Annotated in this window: 15 protein-coding genes; 6 read left to right on the top strand and 9 right to left on the bottom strand. The window is 66.3% G+C overall.

Going from position 1 to position 17012, the window contains the following annotated elements:
* Window positions 1-23 precede the first annotated feature (23 nt).
* On the bottom strand, window positions 24-398 hold the full coding sequence (locus ASD75_RS12785) for a PilZ domain-containing protein (RefSeq protein ID WP_056067655.1): 375 nt from the start codon (window positions 396-398) through the stop codon (window positions 24-26).
* Window positions 399-491: 93 nt separating this feature from the next.
* Here ASD75_RS12785 and ASD75_RS24250 point away from each other — a divergent pair, with 93 nt between their 5' ends.
* From ASD75_RS24250 to ASD75_RS12765, 4 genes are all read left to right on the top strand, one after another.
* Window positions 492-3482, top strand: a complete 2991-nt coding sequence (locus ASD75_RS24250) for an EAL domain-containing protein (protein ID WP_082565013.1) — start codon at window positions 492-494, stop codon at window positions 3480-3482.
* A 204-nt stretch (window positions 3483-3686) separates the two neighbouring features.
* Window positions 3687-4178 carry a hypothetical protein gene (locus tag ASD75_RS12775; protein ID WP_056067657.1) on the top strand — a complete coding sequence of 164 codons (492 nt, stop codon included), beginning with the start codon at window positions 3687-3689 and terminating at the stop codon, window positions 4176-4178.
* Between the two features lie 123 nt (window positions 4179-4301).
* Entirely contained in the window at window positions 4302-5081 is a 780-nt protein-coding gene (locus ASD75_RS12770; RefSeq protein ID WP_056746184.1) for a 2OG-Fe dioxygenase family protein, read from the top strand.
* Between the two features lie 123 nt (window positions 5082-5204).
* Window positions 5205-5642, top strand: a complete 438-nt coding sequence (locus ASD75_RS12765) for a universal stress protein (RefSeq protein ID WP_056746181.1) — start codon at window positions 5205-5207, stop codon at window positions 5640-5642.
* 68 nt (window positions 5643-5710) lie between these two features.
* Here ASD75_RS12765 and ASD75_RS12760 read toward each other — a convergent pair whose 3' ends face one another.
* From ASD75_RS12760 to ASD75_RS12745, 4 genes are all read right to left on the bottom strand, one after another.
* Entirely contained in the window at window positions 5711-6694 is a 984-nt protein-coding gene (locus tag ASD75_RS12760; RefSeq protein WP_056746179.1) for a tripartite tricarboxylate transporter substrate binding protein, read from the bottom strand.
* A 188-nt stretch (window positions 6695-6882) separates the two neighbouring features.
* Window positions 6883-8067 carry a beta-ketothiolase BktB gene (gene bktB, locus ASD75_RS12755; RefSeq protein ID WP_056746178.1) on the bottom strand — a complete coding sequence of 395 codons (1185 nt, stop codon included), beginning with the start codon at window positions 8065-8067 and terminating at the stop codon, window positions 6883-6885.
* A gap of 91 nt (window positions 8068-8158) precedes the next feature.
* Entirely contained in the window at window positions 8159-8920 is a 762-nt protein-coding gene (locus tag ASD75_RS12750; RefSeq protein WP_056746176.1) for an SDR family NAD(P)-dependent oxidoreductase, read from the bottom strand.
* A 39-nt stretch (window positions 8921-8959) separates the two neighbouring features.
* Window positions 8960-9475: a MarR family winged helix-turn-helix transcriptional regulator gene (locus tag ASD75_RS12745; RefSeq protein ID WP_056746174.1), complete on the bottom strand. Its 516-nt coding sequence runs from the start codon at window positions 9473-9475 to the stop codon at window positions 8960-8962.
* Window positions 9476-9550: 75 nt separating this feature from the next.
* Here ASD75_RS12745 and ASD75_RS12740 point away from each other — a divergent pair, with 75 nt between their 5' ends.
* Window positions 9551-10456 carry an EamA family transporter gene (locus ASD75_RS12740; protein ID WP_056746172.1) on the top strand — a complete coding sequence of 302 codons (906 nt, stop codon included), beginning with the start codon at window positions 9551-9553 and terminating at the stop codon, window positions 10454-10456.
* Between the two features lie 72 nt (window positions 10457-10528).
* Here the strand turns inward: ASD75_RS12740 and ASD75_RS12735 are convergent, their stop codons facing one another.
* The gene (locus ASD75_RS12735; protein WP_056746170.1) at window positions 10529-11191 is read right to left on the bottom strand and encodes an RluA family pseudouridine synthase; all 663 of its coding nucleotides are present in this window, start codon (window positions 11189-11191) and stop codon (window positions 10529-10531) included.
* The gene (locus tag ASD75_RS12730) at window positions 11178-13388 is read right to left on the bottom strand and encodes an ATP-binding protein (RefSeq protein WP_056746168.1); all 2211 of its coding nucleotides are present in this window, start codon (window positions 13386-13388) and stop codon (window positions 11178-11180) included. Before ASD75_RS12730 ends, ASD75_RS12735 begins: the two co-directional genes overlap by 14 nt.
* A gap of 249 nt (window positions 13389-13637) precedes the next feature.
* Here ASD75_RS12730 and ASD75_RS12725 point away from each other — a divergent pair, with 249 nt between their 5' ends.
* A complete protein-coding gene (locus ASD75_RS12725) occupies window positions 13638-14294 on the top strand; it encodes an NAD(P)H-dependent oxidoreductase (RefSeq protein WP_056067837.1) in 657 nt (218 codons plus the stop codon).
* A 62-nt stretch (window positions 14295-14356) separates the two neighbouring features.
* On the opposite strand, the gene ASD75_RS12720 is transcribed toward ASD75_RS12725, so the two are convergent.
* Together ASD75_RS12720 and ASD75_RS12715 are read right to left on the bottom strand one after the other, a co-directional pair.
* Complete coding sequence (locus tag ASD75_RS12720; protein WP_255356271.1) at window positions 14357-15718, bottom strand: MFS transporter; 1362 nt, start codon at window positions 15716-15718, stop codon at window positions 14357-14359.
* Window positions 15708-16988, bottom strand: coding sequence for an acyltransferase family protein (locus ASD75_RS12715; RefSeq protein WP_056746164.1), 1281 nt, complete (start codon window positions 16986-16988; stop codon window positions 15708-15710). Before ASD75_RS12715 ends, ASD75_RS12720 begins: the two co-directional genes overlap by 11 nt.
* Window positions 16989-17012 lie beyond the last annotated feature (24 nt).

Here is a 17012-nt window from a genome sequence, read left to right as displayed (position 1 = left end):
GGTGACGAGCCCTGCGGCGGCCGTCAGTGCGCCGCGCCCGCCATGGTCAGTTCGCCCAGGTCCCGCTCCAGCAGGGCGGGGTCGCCCAGTTGCAGCTCGATCAGACGGCGCAGGTGGGTGACGCTGTCCAGGTCAATGCCCTTGCACAGCAGCCCGGTGTGCAGGCCTTGCACGTGGGCCACCTCGGTGGACATGGCGATGTGGTTGCCCGTGTCGGCCAGGGGGATGGTCAGTTGGCACAACGTGCCTTGCCCCAGCGTGGCCTGCGCGGGCACCATGATCAACGCGCCCTTGAGCGACAAATCCAGCACATGCACGCTGAACGCATCGGTGGCCGTGGTCAGCAGGGCCGGTGCATCAAAACCAACGCGGACGAAGTGGCGGCGTTCATGGGGCATCGCTGTCTCCTGGGCGGGCGGGGGTTGGGCACATGCTACCCCAACCGGCACACGGTAGTTAATTTTTGGAGATTTTTGCAAGCATTCGTTAACATGGTTTCTCCATCACCTGGGGGGGCCGGTGTGAAACCTGGCGTGAACTGGCTGGTGCGGCGTTGTGCCGCGTGGCTCAAAGGCATTGTGTGGGCGGCCGTATTGACGGCCAGCGCCAGCATTGCTGCGGCACCCCGCGAGCTGCGTGTGGGCGTGTACTCGAACGAACCCAAGGTGTTCGTGGATGCCGACGGCAAGGCCGCAGGCATTTTTGTGGATCTGCTGCAATTGGTGGCTGCGCGCGAGCAGTGGACCATCAAATATGTGCCCTGCAGCTGGCAGGACTGCCTGGATGCGCTGCGCGAGGGCCGGCTCGACCTGATGCCCGATGTGGCTCGCTCGCCCGAGCGCGAGATCCTGTACGACTTTCACCGCCTGCCAGTGCTGCACAGCTGGTCGCAGATCTATCGGACATCAGGCGCGCCCATCTACTCGTTGTTTGACCTGCAGGGCAAGCGGGTCGCGGTGCTCAAGGGCTCCGTGCAGCGGTCTACATTCCTGAACATGGTGGACAGCTTTGGCATCCAGGTGACTTTGGTGGATGCGCCCAGCCTGATAGATGCGTTTGCCATGGTGCAGCGGGGCGAGGCCGATGCGGTCATCTCCAACCATCTGTTCGGCAATTTCCATTCGGCCCGCTATGGCGTGGTGGACACGGGCATTGTGTTCCAGCCCGCTACGCTGTTCTTTGCGACCGGCCCCGGCCGCAATGCAGATGTGCTGGCGGCCATTGACCGATCCGTCGAGAACTGGCGCAGTGGCGCCGATCCGGCCTATGCCCAGGTGATGCGCCACTGGGGCGGGCAAGACCCTGGCGTGCAGATTTCCCCCTGGGTGTGGCGGGGGCTTGCGGGCTTGGTGGCGTTCAGCTTGCTGGCTGCGTTGATGGTTGCAATCTTGCGTCGCCAGGTCCAAGAACGTACGCGCCACTTGCGGGACAGCGAGCAAAAGCTCGCCACCATTTTGGACAGTGTTGGCGCGTTCATCTACATCAAGGGCAAGGACTACCGTTACCAGTACGCCAACCACCACACGCTGCATTACTTTGGCAGGCCGGCGCACGAGGTATTGGGCCATAACGATGCGGCGTTTTTCGACGCAGCCACGGCGCAACGGCTGAGGGCCAACGACCGCCGGGTGCTGGAGGACGGCGAGACGCTGGAGGCGGAGGAGGTGAACACGCCCGCCGCCACGGGCGAGACACGCGCGTTTTTGTCGATCAAGATTCCGCTGCGCCACGCGGATGGCAGCATTTATGCGCTGTGTGGCATCTCGACCGACATCACCGAGCGCAGCAAGGCCGAAGAATCGCTGCAGATTGCTGCCACGGTGTTTGAGTCGTTCGAGGGCATGATCGTGACAGGGCCCGACCAGAGGATCCTCAAAGCCAACCAGGCCTACGCGCGGCTGACCGGCTACTCGGTGGACGAGCTGGTGGGCCGGACACCGCGCCTGCTGCACTCGGGCCGCCAGGACGCGTCTTTTTATGCGGCCATGAAGAACACCTTGCACTCCAGCGGCATGTGGCAGGGCGAGGTATGGAACCGGCGCAAGGACGGCACCGAATACCCGGCCTGGATCACCATCACCACCGTGCGTTCGCCGCGCGGCGAGATCACCCATTACGTGGGCACGCAGACGGACATCTCCAGCCGCAAGGCTGCCGAAGAAGAAATTCGCCTGCTGGCCTTCTACGACCCGCTCACGGGCCTGCCCAACCGTCGGTTGATGAATGACCGCCTGCAACACAGCCTGGCCGCCAGCGCACGCTCAGGCGCGGGCGGTGCGTTGCTGTTTGTGGATCTGGACAACTTCAAGGACCTGAACGACACCCAGGGCCACGAGCTGGGCGACCAGCTGTTGCGCCAGGTCGCCGCACGCCTAGGGGGCTGCGTGCGCATGGGCGACACCGTCGCACGCTTGGGTGGAGACGAATTTGTGGTGCTGCTGGAGGGGCTCAGCGCGCAGGCGCACGAAGCGGCCGCCCAGGCCGAAACAGTGGGGCGCACGGTGCTGCAGGCTCTCAGCCAGAGCTACCAGCTCGACGGCCATTCACACCACAGTTCTTGCAGCATAGGCATTGCGCTGTATGCCGATGCACGTGGCTCGGTGGACGAATTGCTCAAGCACGGCGATATGGCCATGTACCAGGCCAAGGGCGCAGGCCGCAACACCTTGCGGTTCTTTGACCCGCGCACCCAGGCCAACGTGACCGCGCGCACGCTGCTGGAGGCGGGCTTGCGCGACGGGCTGCGCGAGGGGCAATTCTTGCTGCACTATCAGGCACAGATTCACCAGCAGCGAGGCATTGTGGGCGCCGAGGCGTTGGTGCGCTGGCAGCATCCGCAGCGCGGGCTGGTGTCGCCCGCCGAGTTCATTCCAGTGGCCGAAGCCTCGGGCCTCATCGTGCCGCTGGGCGTGTGGATTCTGCGCACGGCCTGCCTGCAACTGGTGGAGTGGGCACGCGACCCGCAGACTGCCCACTGGACCTTGGCCGTGAACGTGAGCGCACGGCAGTTCCGCCACAGCCACTTTGTGGACGAAGTGCTGGGCGTGCTGGAAGAAACCGGCGCCAACCCGCACCGGCTGAAGCTGGAGTTGACCGAGACCCTGCTGCTTGACGATGTGGAGGACACCATCCAGCGCATGGACATCCTACGTGCATCGGGCCTGGGCTTCTCGCTGGACGACTTTGGCACGGGTTATTCGAGCCTGAGCTACCTCAAGCGCTTGCCACTGGACCAGCTCAAGATCGACCAAAGCTTTGTGCGTGACCTGCTCACCGACGCCAATGACGCCAGCATTGCCCGCACCATCGTGACCCTGGCCCAGAGCCTGGACCTGGGGGTCATTGCCGAGGGGGTCGAAACCCAGGAGCAACGCGACATGCTGGCCGGGCTCGGCTGCCACACCTGGCAGGGCTACCTGTTCGGGCGCCCCGGGCCGGCGGAGGCACTGCAGCAGGCGGCTGCCAGTGCAACGGCGTCGTGATGCCGGTGGACGTATACCAGGCTTAGGCGCCGGCAGCCAAGGCCTTGCGGTACCTCATCTCGCGCCAACAACTGTCGCCATTGGCTGACATTTTGTAGCGTCTGAAAGGTGTAAGGTGCAGGAAACCTTGTGACTCACACAGGGCCGCCCTCCCTGTGCACACACTGTTTGCGTGCACGGTGTGGCAGTCAGCAGGAGCTTTCCATGAAAAACACCATGTTTCCCACGATCCGTCTTCTTGTTTCGGGTGCGGCTGCGGCCGCGCTCCTGGGCCTGGCGGGCGGCGCGCATGCGCAGGCCTACGTCAATGCCACCGTGGGGGGCGAACTGGCACCCGGCGTGTATGGCCGCATCAACATTGGCAATGCACCGCCGCCACCGCTGATTTACGCAGAGCCCGTCATCATCCAGCGCCCTGCTGTGGTGGTGCCGCGTGCGCCCATTTACCTGTATGTGCCGCCCGGCCATGCCAAGAACTGGGGCAAACACTGCGCTCGCTACAACGCCTGCAGCCAGCCGGTGTACTTTGTGCAGGAGCCGCCCCCACGCCGTGGCAACCCGTACCAGGGTCCGCGCGGGCGCGATGACCATCGCTGGGATGACGACCGTGGACGCGGCGGCAAACACGACCGTGACCATGACCGCGGGCATGGCAAGGGTGAAGGCCGTGGCAAGGGCCATGGCAACCGGGACTGAGCGGCTTGCGACCACGGGGGCTGGCCGGGTTGCGTGGATTCGGATGCGGCCCCCACACTGCCCCCACCCTGTTTGCGCCATCGCAGAACCCGTGGTGGCGGCTGCGGTTAAGCTCGGGCCTCTATGGCCCAAGTCTCCTTTTCTCCCCCTTTCACTACACCGGCTGACGTCGCCAGCCAGCTGCAAAGCAGCGGCTTTGCCGTGCTCAGCCCTGAGGCCGTTGCCGAGTGGGTTGGCGCTGACCTGTCGGCGCTGCTGGCCCTCAACAGCGACTGGGCAGCCTTGCCGCCCGATGAATTCCTGAAGGACGGTGGCCGCTACCGCCGTCGTCGCCACGCCTGCTTTGTGCTGCAGGAGGGCCGGATGGAGCAGGTGCCGCACCGCGCCCACTGGCAGCCCGTGGAGTACAACGCGCTGCACGGCGGCATGGAGCGCTGGTTTGCCCCCATGGAGCCCGCCACCGTGGCGCAGCCCGTGTGGCAGCAATTGCTGGCCGCGCTGGCGGGCGTGTCGGACGCCGTGTTTGCCGGGCCGCAGGCACCGGTGCCCTGGTTTGTAGAGGCACACCAGTTCCGCATCGACACCACCGATGGCATTGGTCGCCCCACACCCGAAGGTGCCCACCGCGACGGGGTGGATCTGGTGGCGGTGTTTCTGTTGGGGCGCGAGGGCGTCAAGGGGGGCGAGACGCGGGTGTTTGAGGCCAACGGCCCTGCCGGGCAGCGCTTTACGCTGACGCAGCCCTGGTCGCTGCTGTTGCTGGACGACGCGCGCATGATCCACGAGTCCACGCCCATCCAGCCGCTCAAGGACGGAGGCTACCGCGACACCCTGGTGGTGACCTGCCGGCGGGGCAACTTCCAGGGCGCGGACGTGGTGGGGCAGGCGCCGTCCGGGGCCTGAACACTGCGGCAGAAGTGCATCCGATTTGATGCGAATCAAGATGCGGGGTATGGTGGCGGTTCACACTGTCGCCCATGGTCAGGCCACAAGCCTGGTCCCACCCCTCATTCAAGGAGTAGCACCATGTTCAAACACATTCTGGTTCCTGTCGACGGTTCCAAGACCTCCATGCTGGCCGTCTCCAAGGCCGCAGGCCTGGCCAAAACCTTTGGCAGCGCCGTCACGGCGGTGTACGTGATCGACCCTTATCCCTTCACCGGCGTGGGTGCCGACTTTGCGTACGGCCAGGCGCAATACATCAGCGCCGCCACAGCCGAGGCCAATGCCGCGCTGGATGCCACCAAGAATGCCATGGCGGATGCTGGTGTGCAGGTCACCACCGTGGTGGGCGAGGGGCATGCGGTTCACGACGGCATCCTGCGTGCGCTCGAGAGCACCGGCGCCGACCTCATCGTGATGGGCTCTCATGGCCGCCGCGGCCTGGAAAAGCTGGTGCTGGGCAGCGTCACGCAGCGTGTGCTGGGTGTAGTGCACATTCCCGTGCTGGTGGTGCGGGACTGATTGTTTTTGCCCCATGCAAAACGGCTCCTTTCGGAGCCGTTTTTTATTGCAGCAAGCGCCTCAGGGGGTCACTCAATCTTTGCGCCCGAGGCTTCCACAATGCCCTTCCACTTGGCGTAGTCGGTCTTGAGCAGGGTGTTGAACTGAGCGGAAGACATGGCCTCCGGCTCGGCACCCTGGGCGTGGATGGCGGCCTTCATCTCGGGGGTGGCCAGCAGCTTGTTGATTTCTGCATTGACGACGTTCACCACGGTGGCCGGTGTACCTGCGGGCGCAAACACGCCGTACCAGGTGCTCACATCAAAGTCCTTGAAGCCCGACTCGGACACGGTGGGTACTTCGGGCATGGACGAGCTGCGCTTGGCCGATGTCACGGCCAGCGGGCGCAGCTTGCCCGACTTGATCTGGGCCATGGCCGATGGCACCGAGGACATGAGCAGGTCCACGTTGCCCGACAGCGCGTCCATCAGCGCAGGGTTGGAGCCCTTGTACGGGATGTGGCTGAGCTTGATGCCTGCAGCCTTTTCGAACAGGTCGCCTGCCAGATGGATGGAGGTGCCGTTGCCGGGAGACCCATAGGTGATGGTGCCGGGCGCTGCCTTGGCAGCAGCCACCACGTCGGCCAGCGTCTTGAACTTGGAGTTCGCGCTGGTGGCAATGACCACGGGCGTGTAGGCCACATGGGCCACGGCGGTCAGGTCTTTGGTGGGGTCCCAGGGCAGGTTTTTGTACAGCCAGGGGCCAATCACCAGGTTGTCTTTCTGGCCCATGACCAGGTCATAGCCCGTCGGCGCAGCCTTGACGGCCTCGCCAATACCGATGGTGCCGCCTGCGCCGGCGCGGTTGTCTGCCACCACGGTCCACTTGGCGCTTTCGGTGAGCTTGGTGGCCACCAGGCGCGACAGGATGTCGGTGCCGCCGCCGGGCGGGAAGGGCACGATCAGGCGGATGGGCTTGGCAGGGTATGCCGCAGCGGGCGCAGGCGCCTGGGCGTGGGCCGTGGTGCCCAGCGCGAAGGCGAGGGCGGTGAAGGAAAGCAGGGTGCGCATCATGGTGAGAGGTGTCTCCATCGGTTCAGTGGTGTGCGGGCCGCCGCCAGGCCGCTGGGTGCAGCTGCGGTGGCCCGGCTGATCTGGGGCAGCGGGCGCCAATGATCGCTGATCGACTGTGGCGCTCGCATTGCCAATAGCAGGTGGCAGCATCGCGGGTGGCGATGGCAGTGTGCGCACCCGCGTGCAGGTCAGAGGCGCTCAAAAATCGCCGCAATGCCCTGGCCGCCGCCAATGCACATCGTCACCAGCGCATAGCGGCCCTGAATGCGTTGCAGCTCATGGATGGCCTTGACGGTGATGAGCGCACCGGTGGCGCCGATGGGGTGACCCAGCGAGATGCCCGAGCCGTTGGGGTTGACCTTGGCCGGGTCCAGGCCCAGGTCCTTGGTCACGGCGCAGGCCTGGGCGGCAAAAGCCTCGTTGGCTTCGATCACATCCAGATCGGCCACGGTGAGCCCGGCCTTCTTCAGCGCCAGTTGCGTGGCGGGCACGGGGCCGATGCCCATGTACTTGGGGTCTACGCCCGCGTGGGCGTAGGCCACCAGGCGGGCCAGGGGCTTGGCGCCACGGGCCTTGGCAGCACCGGCTTCCATCAGCACCACGGCGGCGGCGGCGTCGTTGATGCCCGAGGCGTTGCCAGCCGTCACCGTGCCGTTTTCCTTGATGAAAACGGGCTTGAGCTTGGCCAAGTCGTCCATTGTGGCGCCGGGGCGGAAGTGCTCGTCGGTGGCGTACAACACGTCGCCCTTCTTGCTCTTCAGGGTGACGGGCACGATCTGGTCCTTGAACACACCGGCCTGCGTGGCGCGCTCGGCGCGGTTGTGGCTCTCGACCGCCAGCTTGTCCTGGTCTTCGCGGCTGATGCCCCACTTGGCGGCGATGTTCTCGGCCGTCACACCCATGTGGATGTTGTGGAAGGGGTCGTGCAGTGCGCCGATCATCATGTCCACCATCTTGGTGTCGCCCATGCGGGCGCCCCAGCGCATGTTCAGGCTGGCAAAGGGCACGCGGCTCATGTTCTCGGCACCGGCGCCAATGGCCACGTCGGTGTCGCCCAGCAGGATGGACTGGCTGGCATTGACTATGGCCTGCAGGCCCGAGCCGCACAGGCGGTTGACGTTGTAGGCGGGGGTGCCTTCGCCGCAGCCGCCGTGGATGGCTGCCACGCGTGACAGGTACATGTCCTTGGGCTCGGTGTTGACCACATGGCCAAACACCACGTGGCCCACGTCCTTGCCTTCCACGTTGGCGCGGGCAAGCGATTCGCGCACGACGAGTGCGCCCAGTTCGGTGGGGGGCACGTCCTTGAGGCTGCCACCAAAGGTGCCAATGGCGGTGCGCACTGCGCTGACGACGACGACTTCACGGGTCATGGGGAGGTCCTTTCAGAGAAATTCAGGTCAAAACGGCTGCAAGCGCTAGTGAATCATGCGGTTGCAGCTATCAAAGTAGGAGTAAATGGGCTCACGCCTCGCGCACATCGGCCACCGGGTTGGTGCCGAAGTCTGCGCGCTCCAGCCAGGCGAGCACGCGGGTGGCGGCGTCGGCAGGCGATGTGAGCTGGCCACCCGTCTTGAGGTTGGCGAAATTCTGGCGGTCCGGGAAGGCGGCCGGGTCGGCGCCGCGCAGCTGGACCTGCATGTCGGTGTCGATCACACCGGGAGCCAGTGAGCATACCTTGGCCCCATGGGGCTTGATGGCCTCGTCCAGCGCCACGCACCGGGTGAAATGGTCCATGCCCGCCTTGGCGGCGCAGTACGCGGCCTGCGAGGCCATGGCCCGGCGGCCGAGGCCAGAGGAGATGTTGAGCACCTTGCGTGGCACCGTCCAGGTGTCCGTCGCGCCCAGGAAAGCAGCGGTGAGCTGCATGGGCGCCTCCAGCCCCACGCGCAGGGCGGTGGCCAGGTCTTCCGCGTCGCTGGCCGACAGCGGTGCGATGCGCGGGATCATGCCCGCGTTGTTGATGAGGGTGGCGCTGGCAAACGCCTGCGGGCCCTGGGCCTGCAGCCAGGCTTGCAGCTTGTGGGCCGCCTGCTCGCCCTGCGACAGGTCTTGCTGCCACTGTTCGATGGCGACGCCTGCGGCCCGGGCCTCGGCGGTCAGGTCATCGTTGGCGCTGCGGGCGATGCAGATCAGGGTATTGCCGCTGCGCAAGAGCTGCTGTGCCATGGCGAGGCCCATGCCGCGCGATGCGCCGGTGAGGATGTAGAGATGGTTTTGAGGCATCCCGCCATGTTACTGCGCAGTACACAGCGCCGGGTGTCTTCACTGGCCTCTGCGTGACTCCAAAGCGGACAGCAGCAGGGCCAGCCGCGCATCCAGCGCGGCCAGATCGGCCGCCTTGAGGTCGGAAAGGATGCGGTGTTCGTTGGCCACATGGGCTTCCACGGCGCGGTCGATCAGCTCCAGCCCCTGGGGCGTGAGCTGCACCAGCGAGCTGCGGGCATCGGCTGGGTTGGGCAGGCGCTCAATCCAGCCCTGGGCTTCGAGCTTGGCCATGCGGTGCGTCATGGTGCCCGATGTGACCATGAGCGTGGAGAACAGCGTGGTCGGCGCCAGGCAGTAGGGCGCGCCACTGCGGCGCAGCGTGGCCAGCATGTCGAACTCCCAGCGGCTCAGGCCGAATTCGGCAAAGGTTTCATCCAGCCGCCGCTCCAGCAGCGCGGCGCAGCGCTTGATGCGCCCGATGGGGCCCATGGGGCTAGCGTCCAGGTCGGGGCGCTCGCGCTTCCACTGGGCCAGGATGGCGTCGACGGCGTCGGGTTGGCGTGGGGTGGCCATGGGCTTGTGGTGGTTGATTTGTCTTGAATTCGAGATTGTATGGTAGAGTTTTTGTCTTGATTTGAAGATAAATATATGGCTGCTTCACGTGCTTCTGCAAGTTCCTCAACCTGGCTGGATGCGCTCACCACAGCGCTCGGACCGGTCATCTGGGGCTCGACCTACATCGTCACCACCGAGCTGCTGCCGCCCGACCGGCCCTTCACCGCCGCACTGCTGCGCACCTTGCCCGCGGGCTTGCTGCTGGTGCTGTGGTGCCGCCGCTGGCCGGCCTGGGGCGACTGGGTGGGGTGGCGGCGCCTCACGGTGCTGGCGGCGCTGAACATTGGCGTGTTCCAGGCGCTGCTGTTTGTGGCGGCCTACCGGTTGCCCGGTGGCGTGGCTGCGGTGGTGGGCGCCGTGGGCCCGCTGGTGGTGATGGGCCTGACCTGGGCGCTGGACCACCGGCGCCCGCCCGCACTGGCGCTGGCGGCCGGGGCGCTGGGTGTGCTGGGCATGGCGGCGCTGCTGCTGTCACCCGGTGCGCGCTGGGACATGGTGGGCGTGGCTGCCGCGCTGGTGGGCACGCTGTGCATGGCAGCGGGCACGTTCTGGTCGCGGCGCTGGCGGTCTGACTTGCCGGTGCTGGCGTTTACCGGCTGGCAGCTGTTGGCGGGCGGCGTGATGCTGGCGCCGGTGGCCTGGGCGGTGGACCCGCCTTTGCCCGCACTCACCGCCACCCACATCGCGGGTTATCTGTACCTCAGCCTGGCGGGCGCGCTGGTGGCCTATGCGCTGTGGTTCCGTGGCATTGCGCGCCTGCCGTCGGTGGCGGTGTCGTCGCTGGGGCTGCTGAGCCCAGTGACGGCGGTACTGCTGGGCTGGGCGCTGCTGGGGCAGGCCATGACGGGGGTATCGCTGGTGGGCATGCTGGTGGTGCTGGCGAGCATCCTGGCCGTGCAGTGGGCCATGTCGCGCGCCGTGCCGCCGGGCGGGCGCTGATCAGTAACTCCTGTTTGCTATTGAATAGATAGCAATTGGTGCATGTTTCACTAGCGCTGGCGGGCCGTTTGGCTAGAAATCGGCCGCCCACTCCAGCGCTATCTGCTCCCCGGTGGTGGGGTGCGCAAAGGCCAGGTGACTGGCATGCAGCAGCAGGCGCGGGGCTTGTGCCTGCGTGGCGGCATCGGCATACAGTCCGTCGCCCAGAATGGCGTGGCCGATGGCGGCCAGGTGCACGCGCAGCTGGTGGGTGCGTCCGGTGATGGGCTCCAGCTCGATGCGCGTGGTCTGAACCGTAGCGTCTTGCGCCAGTGCACGCCAGTGGGTCAGGCTGGGTTTGCCCACAGCGTGGTCGATGACGCGCAGCGGGCGGCGCTCCCAGTCGGCAGCAATGGGCAGGTTGATCTCGCTCCAGTCGCCGCCCGCTGTGCCCAGCAGCCCTTGCACCACCGCCTGGTAGCGCTTGTGCACCTGGCGCTCGGCAAACACGTGGCCCAGGCGCCGCTGTGCGTCGATATGGCGCGCCATGAGCACCAGGCCCGAGGTCGCCTGGTCCAGCCGGTGCACGATGAGCGCGCCGGGCCAGCGCTGCTGGGCGCGGGCGCTCAGGCAGTCTTGCTTGTCAGGCCCCCGGCCGGGCACACACAGCAGCCCGGAGGGTTTGCACAGCACCAGCAGGTCGTCGTCTTCGTACAGCGCCTGTACGCCATCTGCCACGGGTTCAGGCAGGGTCATGGCCCACGATCAGCCGCTGCACGGTGGCGCAAAGTTCTTCCACGTCATTGGGTTTGTGGATCAGGGCTTGCGCGCCTTCGGCCAGCGCGGCCTGTTCGATCTCGGCCGTGACGTAACCCGAGGCCAGGGCCACGGGCAGGTCGGGGCGGATGAGGCGGGCCTCGCGCACCAGGTCCACGCCACAGAAGCCGGGCATGTTGTAGTCGGTGACCAGCAGGTCATAGGCTTGCGGTGCTGCCCGCAACGCAGCCGTGGCCTCGTGCGGGTCGGTATAGCCGCTCACCTCGTAGCCCCGGCGGCGCAGCAGGCGCTGCACCAGGAAGACCAGGGCCTGGTCGTCGTCCACGTACATCACATGGTGCTTCTTGCCAGGCGCACCGCCGGGTGGTTCGGCAGGCTCCGGTGAAGACGTTGCGGCGGCCAGTGGCACGGCCTGCGCGGCGGGGCTGGGCTGCGCACCAGCAGTCGCACCGGTGGCGACCGGAAAGTACAGCGTGAACCGGCTGCCCTGGCCTGGCGCGCTTTGCACATCCACGCCGCCTTCGTGCGTGCGCATCACGCCATGCACCACCGCGAGGCCCAGGCCCGTGCCCTGGCCCACGGGCTTGGTGGTGAAGAAGGGCTCGAAGATGCGCTCCAGCGTGGCAGCGTCCATGCCGGGGCCGGTGTCGCGCACTGTCAGGGCCACGTAGTCGATGGGCGCGAGGCCCAGGCGCTCGGTCAGGCGCTGGTCGGGCTGCACGGTGGCGGCCTCCACATGGATGCTGCCGCGCTCGGTACCAATCGCATGGACGGCGTTGGTGCACAGGTTGAGCAGGGCCTGCTCGACCTGCGTGGCATCGGCCAACACGGGCGGCAGGCCCGCCTGCAGTTGCATATGCAGCTCGATGGCCGGAGGCAAGGTCACGCGCAGCAGGCGCTCGGTGTCGTGCACCACCTCGGCCAGCGACACGGCCGAGCGCTGCGGGGGCTCGTTGCGGCTGAAGGTGAGGATCTGGCGCACCAGGTCGCGCGCGCGGCGGCCGGCCTTGTCGATCTCCAGCAGGCTCTCCAGCACGGGCGAGCCGGGCGCGTGGGTGGCGCAGTCGGCCTTGGCCAGCTCTACATTGCCCAGAATGGCGCCCAGGATGTTGTTGAAGTCGTGCGCGATGCCCCCGGCCATGGTGCCCACGGCCTGCATCTTGTGCGACTCGCGCAGCTGGGCCTCCAGCTCATTGCGGTGCGCCTCGGCCTTCTTGCGACCGGTGAGGTCGCGGGCGAACACGGTGGTGGTTTCCCCGTCAGCATGGCGCTCGAACGACACGCTCACCTCCACGGCCAGCTCCTTGCCGCTGGCGGTGAGGGCCGTCATCTCGCCCAGCAGGGCCTGCGTGGTGAGCTGGGCAAATGCCAGCGCCTGTGCAGCGTCGGGCAAAAAACGGTCGAGCGTGCTGCCCAGCGCGTCGCTGGCGCTGCACTGGAACAGCGCGGCCGCCGTGGGGTTGAAGACGGTGATGCGCTGGTGCTGGTCCACGCAGATGATGGCGTCCAGTGCGGAGTTGATGACGGCCTCCAGCCGCTTTTCGCTGGCGCGGATCTGCTCATTGCGCTGCTGCAGGGTCTCGGCACTGTGCTGCAAGGCCTGGCGCTCGGCCAGCAGCGGGCCCTGGTCGATCACCGCGCACAAAAACTGCGACAGCGGCGGCCCGCTGGTCTGCGGTGCATCGATGTGGGCAATGTGCAGGTCGCCAGTGATGCGCGTGGCACTGCTGATGGTGAACACCACCTCCTTGACCTCGCTGTGCCCCAGGTCGTGCGCCTGGGCAAAGGCTTCGCGCACGCGCGCGCCGTCTTGCGGGCACACAAAAGGCATCAGCGCGGTCAGTGGCCGGTCGCGCTCGGTGGGCTGGAAAGAGCGGTGTGCCATGGAGTTGGCCTGCACCACCATGTCGTGGTCGTCCACCACCATGAGGGCCAGCGGCACGCTGGCAAACAGGGTTTCGAAGCGTTCGTACGCGCTCTCAGCCACGGCCTGGCTGTAGCGCAGCACCTTGTTCTGGTTTTCCAGTTCGGCCTGGTAGGCACGCAGTTCGGCCACCAGGCCCTCCGCCGAAGCGCCGGGCGTGCGGGAGTGGGGGACAGGCGGGCGAGGCATGTGCTCTGCGGCTGCTGGCTGGCGGCCTGCAGGGTCCAGAAAAGACAGGTCGGGTTCACTCATGAAGGGGCGCGATCAGCCGGGTGCGTGCCCGGGCGCTCGCCCAGGCTTTGTCAAGTGTACGCCTGCCCATGTGGCACCACGCGATGGCGGCAGCATCAACAGAGCGCGGTTGCAAAGCGCTTGTGTGTCGATTGTTGATGAATTGCGAACAATCCGTTTCTTTGGCAGGGCTTACCGAACCCATGTGGGGTGCCTACAGTTCCACCATCGATACATCCCTCGATCCACAACTTCTTTCAGGACGCTGCCATGACCACAGACACCACTCTCGCTCAACCCCTGCTGAACAAGCTGCAATGGCGCTACGCCGCCAAGAAGATGAACCCCGCCAAGAAGGTGCCGCAAGAGAAGGTGGAGCGCATTCTTGAAGCAGCCCGCCTGGCGCCCACCTCCAGCGGCCTGCAGCCGTTCGAAATCATCGTTGTGACCGACCCCGCTGTGCGCGCCAAGATCCAGCCCATCGCCTGGAACCAGGCCCAGATCACCGACGGCTCGCACCTGCTGGTGTTTGCGGCCTGGGACAACTACACGGCCGACCGCATCAACATGATGTTCGACCTGACCAATGACCAGCGTGGCTTCAAGAACGAAGGCTGGGAAAACTACCGCCAGATGCTGCTCAGCAGCTACCCCCAGCGCGATGCCGAAGTGAACTTCCAGCACGCAGCCCGCCAGGCCTACATCGGCATGAGCGCAGCCCTGATCGCTGCGGCTTTTGAAGAAGTGGACTCGACGCCCATGGAAGGCTTCGACCCCAACGCGCTGGATGAAATCCTGGGCCTGCGGGCACGCGGCCTGCGCAGCGTCGCCATCTTGCCCCTGGGCTACCGTGCCGACGAAGGCGACTGGCTGGTAAACCTGAAGAAGGTGCGCCGCCCCCGCGAGCAGTTCGTGACCGAAGTCTGAGGATCTCCTCCTCAGGCACAAAAAGGCTGGACAGTGGTCCAGCCTTTTTTGTGTGGGGAGCCTCAGCGTGTGGCGGGCGCTGCGTCCGTCACGCGACGCATGGGTGTGAGCACAAAGGCCAGTGCCGCCAGCACCACCAGCGTTCCGCCGCTGGCCGCGAACAGCTGGGTGAGCGTGATGCTCTTCATCACCCAGCCCGTCACGGCGGCAGAGATCGGCGCCAGGCCCATGAAGATGAACATGAACAGGCTCATCGCGCGGCCCAGCAGGGCGGGGGGGACCCGGTGCTGGATCCATGTGAACACGCTCACCTGCATGAAGCCGCCGAGCAGTCCGATGACCAGCATCAGCACCGCGCCTTGCCACACGGCGGTGATCAGACCCAGCGGCATGAACAGCGCGCCAATGATGGCGTCGAACGCCAGAATGGTCATGCCCAGGCTGCCGAACCGCAGCCGGGGCACCATGCCCGACACCACCATGCCCAGCAGCGTGCCCGCACCATGGGCGCCCACGATGATGCCGAAGGCGGCGGCACCGAGCTGCGGGCTGCTGCTGGCCAGCACCGGAATGGCGATGTGGATGGGTCCCATGATGAACAGGGCAATGGCGCTCCAGTACAAAAAGCAGGTGCGCAGCTCGCTGTCACGCCAGAAGTGACCGAGGCCCTGCGCCACCGAAGCGAGCACCGCCTGTGGCGCTGCTGTGGGGGCGGAAAGGCCCGCACGCGTCTGCACCTTGGACAGCGTCCAGGCCGACACGGCGAAGCTCAGCGCATCCAGCGCGAAGGCGATGCCGATGCCAGTGGCGTTGGCGTGTGCTGGCGCATCCGCGGCGGTGTGGCCCGCGCCACCGGCGCCAAACAGGGCAATCAACAGCCCCGCGAGCAAGGGCCCCAGGAACATCGTCAGCTGCCGCAGGCCCAGGCTGATGCCGTTGGCGGCCTGCAGCTGGGGGCGTGCCACCACCGACGGCATCATGGCCGTGCCCGCCGGAATGCTGAAGGCCGTGGCGAGCCCTATGCCCAGCGACAGCGCGTACACCATCCACAACGACAGCGTGCCCGCAAACACCAGCCCCGCCAGCGCGGCCAGCAGGACCAGGTTGACGTATTTGGTGATCATCAGCACCTGTTTGGGCGAATGGCGGTCTACCAGCGCGCCGCCGATCAGGATGAACAAGGCGCGCGGCACGCTGATGAGGGCCAGCACGGTGCCCAGCACCAGCGTGTCGCCGGTCATCTGCAGCACCAGCCAGGGCAGTGCGATCAGCGTGAACTGGTCGCCCAGCATGGACAGGGCAGAGCCGCCAATCATCCAGCGGAAGTTGGGGTCCTGCAGCAGTGCGGCGCGCGGGTCTGCGGGTGGGATTGCAGGGCCTGCGCCGGGTGGGTGGGCAGGACGGGGTGAGGTGTCAGGTCGCATGAACAAGGTCTCCCAAAGAATGACGGGTGTGCGTGCGCCCCGTGAGCAAGCGGCCCACAGCGGTAAAACGCACGCAAAGGTGGTAACTGGCCAGGCACAGGGCGGTTGTGGCCAGCACATTGATCAGCATCTTGGCCGGGGCTGGAACGGGCAGGCTGTACAGCAGCGCACCCAGGCCCATCGTGAGTGGCAGGTGCACCAGGTACACCCAATACGAGCTGTCAGCCAGGTAGGCCAGCCAGGCGCGGGGCTGGCCGACATGGCGCAGAAACAGCCCGATCAGCGCAAAGCTCCAGAGCCACGACGCGCTGTTGTAGGCCAGCGCCATCCAGAACTGCAGGTGGCGCGTGGCCGATACGGGCGCGGCCAGCAGATCGGTAAACGCCCCGGTGACCAGCACCAGCACAAAGGCCGATGCCTCGGGCTGAGCCAGCACTTCCGAAAGCAGTGCAGTGACCAGAAAGCCCACCAGCCCCAAGCCGGCCAGCGCAGGCCAGTGTCGTTCGTAGCGCGCCATGAGTGCCTTGCGGTGCACATACAGACACAGGCCAAAGCCGTAGAACAGCCCGTTGTGTATCCATTCCGAGAGCGGTGGCAGGAAGGACCCGCTGGGCGTGACGATGCCGTGGTCGTATCCCGCGCCAATCCACGCCAGGGGCAGCGTGAGCATCAGCAGGCCCGCAGGTGTGCCGCCGAGCCAGAGGGCACCGCGTTGCAGGGCCTGCTGCAGCCCTGCGGGCAATGCGCGTACCGCCCTCCATGCCACGGGCGTCAACAGCGCCAGCCACAGCAGCATCCACAAGAACCAAAGGTGCATGGTGGCTGGGCCCTGGGGCACGTTGGGGCCTCGGGGCAGCAGGCTGCGGTCCACACCCCAGGTGCCATAGGCCATGCGGTGCAGAAACATCAGCCCGAGCAGCGCACAGGCCACGAACAGCGGCGGCCAGAACAGCGCAAAAGGCAGACCGAGACGGCGCAGGCGGTTGCGCACCATGCCAGCCAGCCCCTGGCGTTGGACCAGCGCCGCTACAAAGAACCCGGCGAGGATGAAAAACAAGGGCATGCGAAAGGCATGGATCACCGCCACCAACAGGTCTGCCAGGGGGCTGGACCGGTCGTCGTGCCAGGGCAGAGGCGATGGCCGGCTCATGTAGAGCACCGAGACATGCAGCACGATGCCCAGCCACATCATGGTGGCGCGCAGGTTGTCCAGGGCGTGCAACCGCCGGGTGGGGGCGGAGGGGCTGGAAGAGGGTGTCGATCCATTCATGGGGACCGACTGTGGGGCCTCACG

Origin of the sequence: Acidovorax sp. Root568, assembly GCF_001427445.1 — a bacterium.
Lineage (GTDB): Bacteria > Pseudomonadota > Gammaproteobacteria > Burkholderiales > Burkholderiaceae_C > Acidovorax > Acidovorax delafieldii.
This window is presented reverse-complemented; position numbering and strand designations above follow the sequence as displayed.

Excerpts from the sequence above, each read along its gene's own strand:
- ASD75_RS12735 (WP_056746170.1), bottom strand. The coding sequence starts at position 11,191 with ATGACCCTGCCTGAACCCGTGGCAGATGGCGTACAGGCGCTGTACGAA.
- ASD75_RS12750 (WP_056746176.1), bottom strand. The coding sequence starts at position 8,920 with ATGCCTCAAAACCATCTCTACATCCTCACCGGCGCATCGCGCGGCATG.
- ASD75_RS12785 (WP_056067655.1), bottom strand. The coding sequence starts at position 398 with ATGCCCCATGAACGCCGCCACTTCGTCCGCGTTGGTTTTGATGCACCG.
- ASD75_RS12765 (WP_056746181.1), top strand. The coding sequence starts at position 5,205 with ATGTTCAAACACATTCTGGTTCCTGTCGACGGTTCCAAGACCTCCATG.
- ASD75_RS12725 (WP_056067837.1), top strand. The coding sequence starts at position 13,638 with ATGACCACAGACACCACTCTCGCTCAACCCCTGCTGAACAAGCTGCAA.
- bktB (WP_056746178.1), bottom strand. The coding sequence starts at position 8,067 with ATGACCCGTGAAGTCGTCGTCGTCAGCGCAGTGCGCACCGCCATTGGC.
- ASD75_RS12740 (WP_056746172.1), top strand. The coding sequence starts at position 9,551 with ATGGCTGCTTCACGTGCTTCTGCAAGTTCCTCAACCTGGCTGGATGCG.
- ASD75_RS12760 (WP_056746179.1), bottom strand. The coding sequence starts at position 6,694 with ATGATGCGCACCCTGCTTTCCTTCACCGCCCTCGCCTTCGCGCTGGGC.
- ASD75_RS24250 (WP_082565013.1), top strand. The coding sequence starts at position 492 with ATGGTTTCTCCATCACCTGGGGGGGCCGGTGTGAAACCTGGCGTGAAC.
- ASD75_RS12730 (WP_056746168.1), bottom strand. The coding sequence starts at position 13,388 with ATGAGTGAACCCGACCTGTCTTTTCTGGACCCTGCAGGCCGCCAGCCA.
- ASD75_RS12745 (WP_056746174.1), bottom strand. The coding sequence starts at position 9,475 with ATGGCCACCCCACGCCAACCCGACGCCGTCGACGCCATCCTGGCCCAG.
- ASD75_RS12715 (WP_056746164.1), bottom strand. The coding sequence starts at position 16,988 with ATGAATGGATCGACACCCTCTTCCAGCCCCTCCGCCCCCACCCGGCGG.
- ASD75_RS12720 (WP_255356271.1), bottom strand. The coding sequence starts at position 15,718 with ATGCGACCTGACACCTCACCCCGTCCTGCCCACCCACCCGGCGCAGGC.
- ASD75_RS12775 (WP_056067657.1), top strand. The coding sequence starts at position 3,687 with ATGAAAAACACCATGTTTCCCACGATCCGTCTTCTTGTTTCGGGTGCG.
- ASD75_RS12770 (WP_056746184.1), top strand. The coding sequence starts at position 4,302 with ATGGCCCAAGTCTCCTTTTCTCCCCCTTTCACTACACCGGCTGACGTC.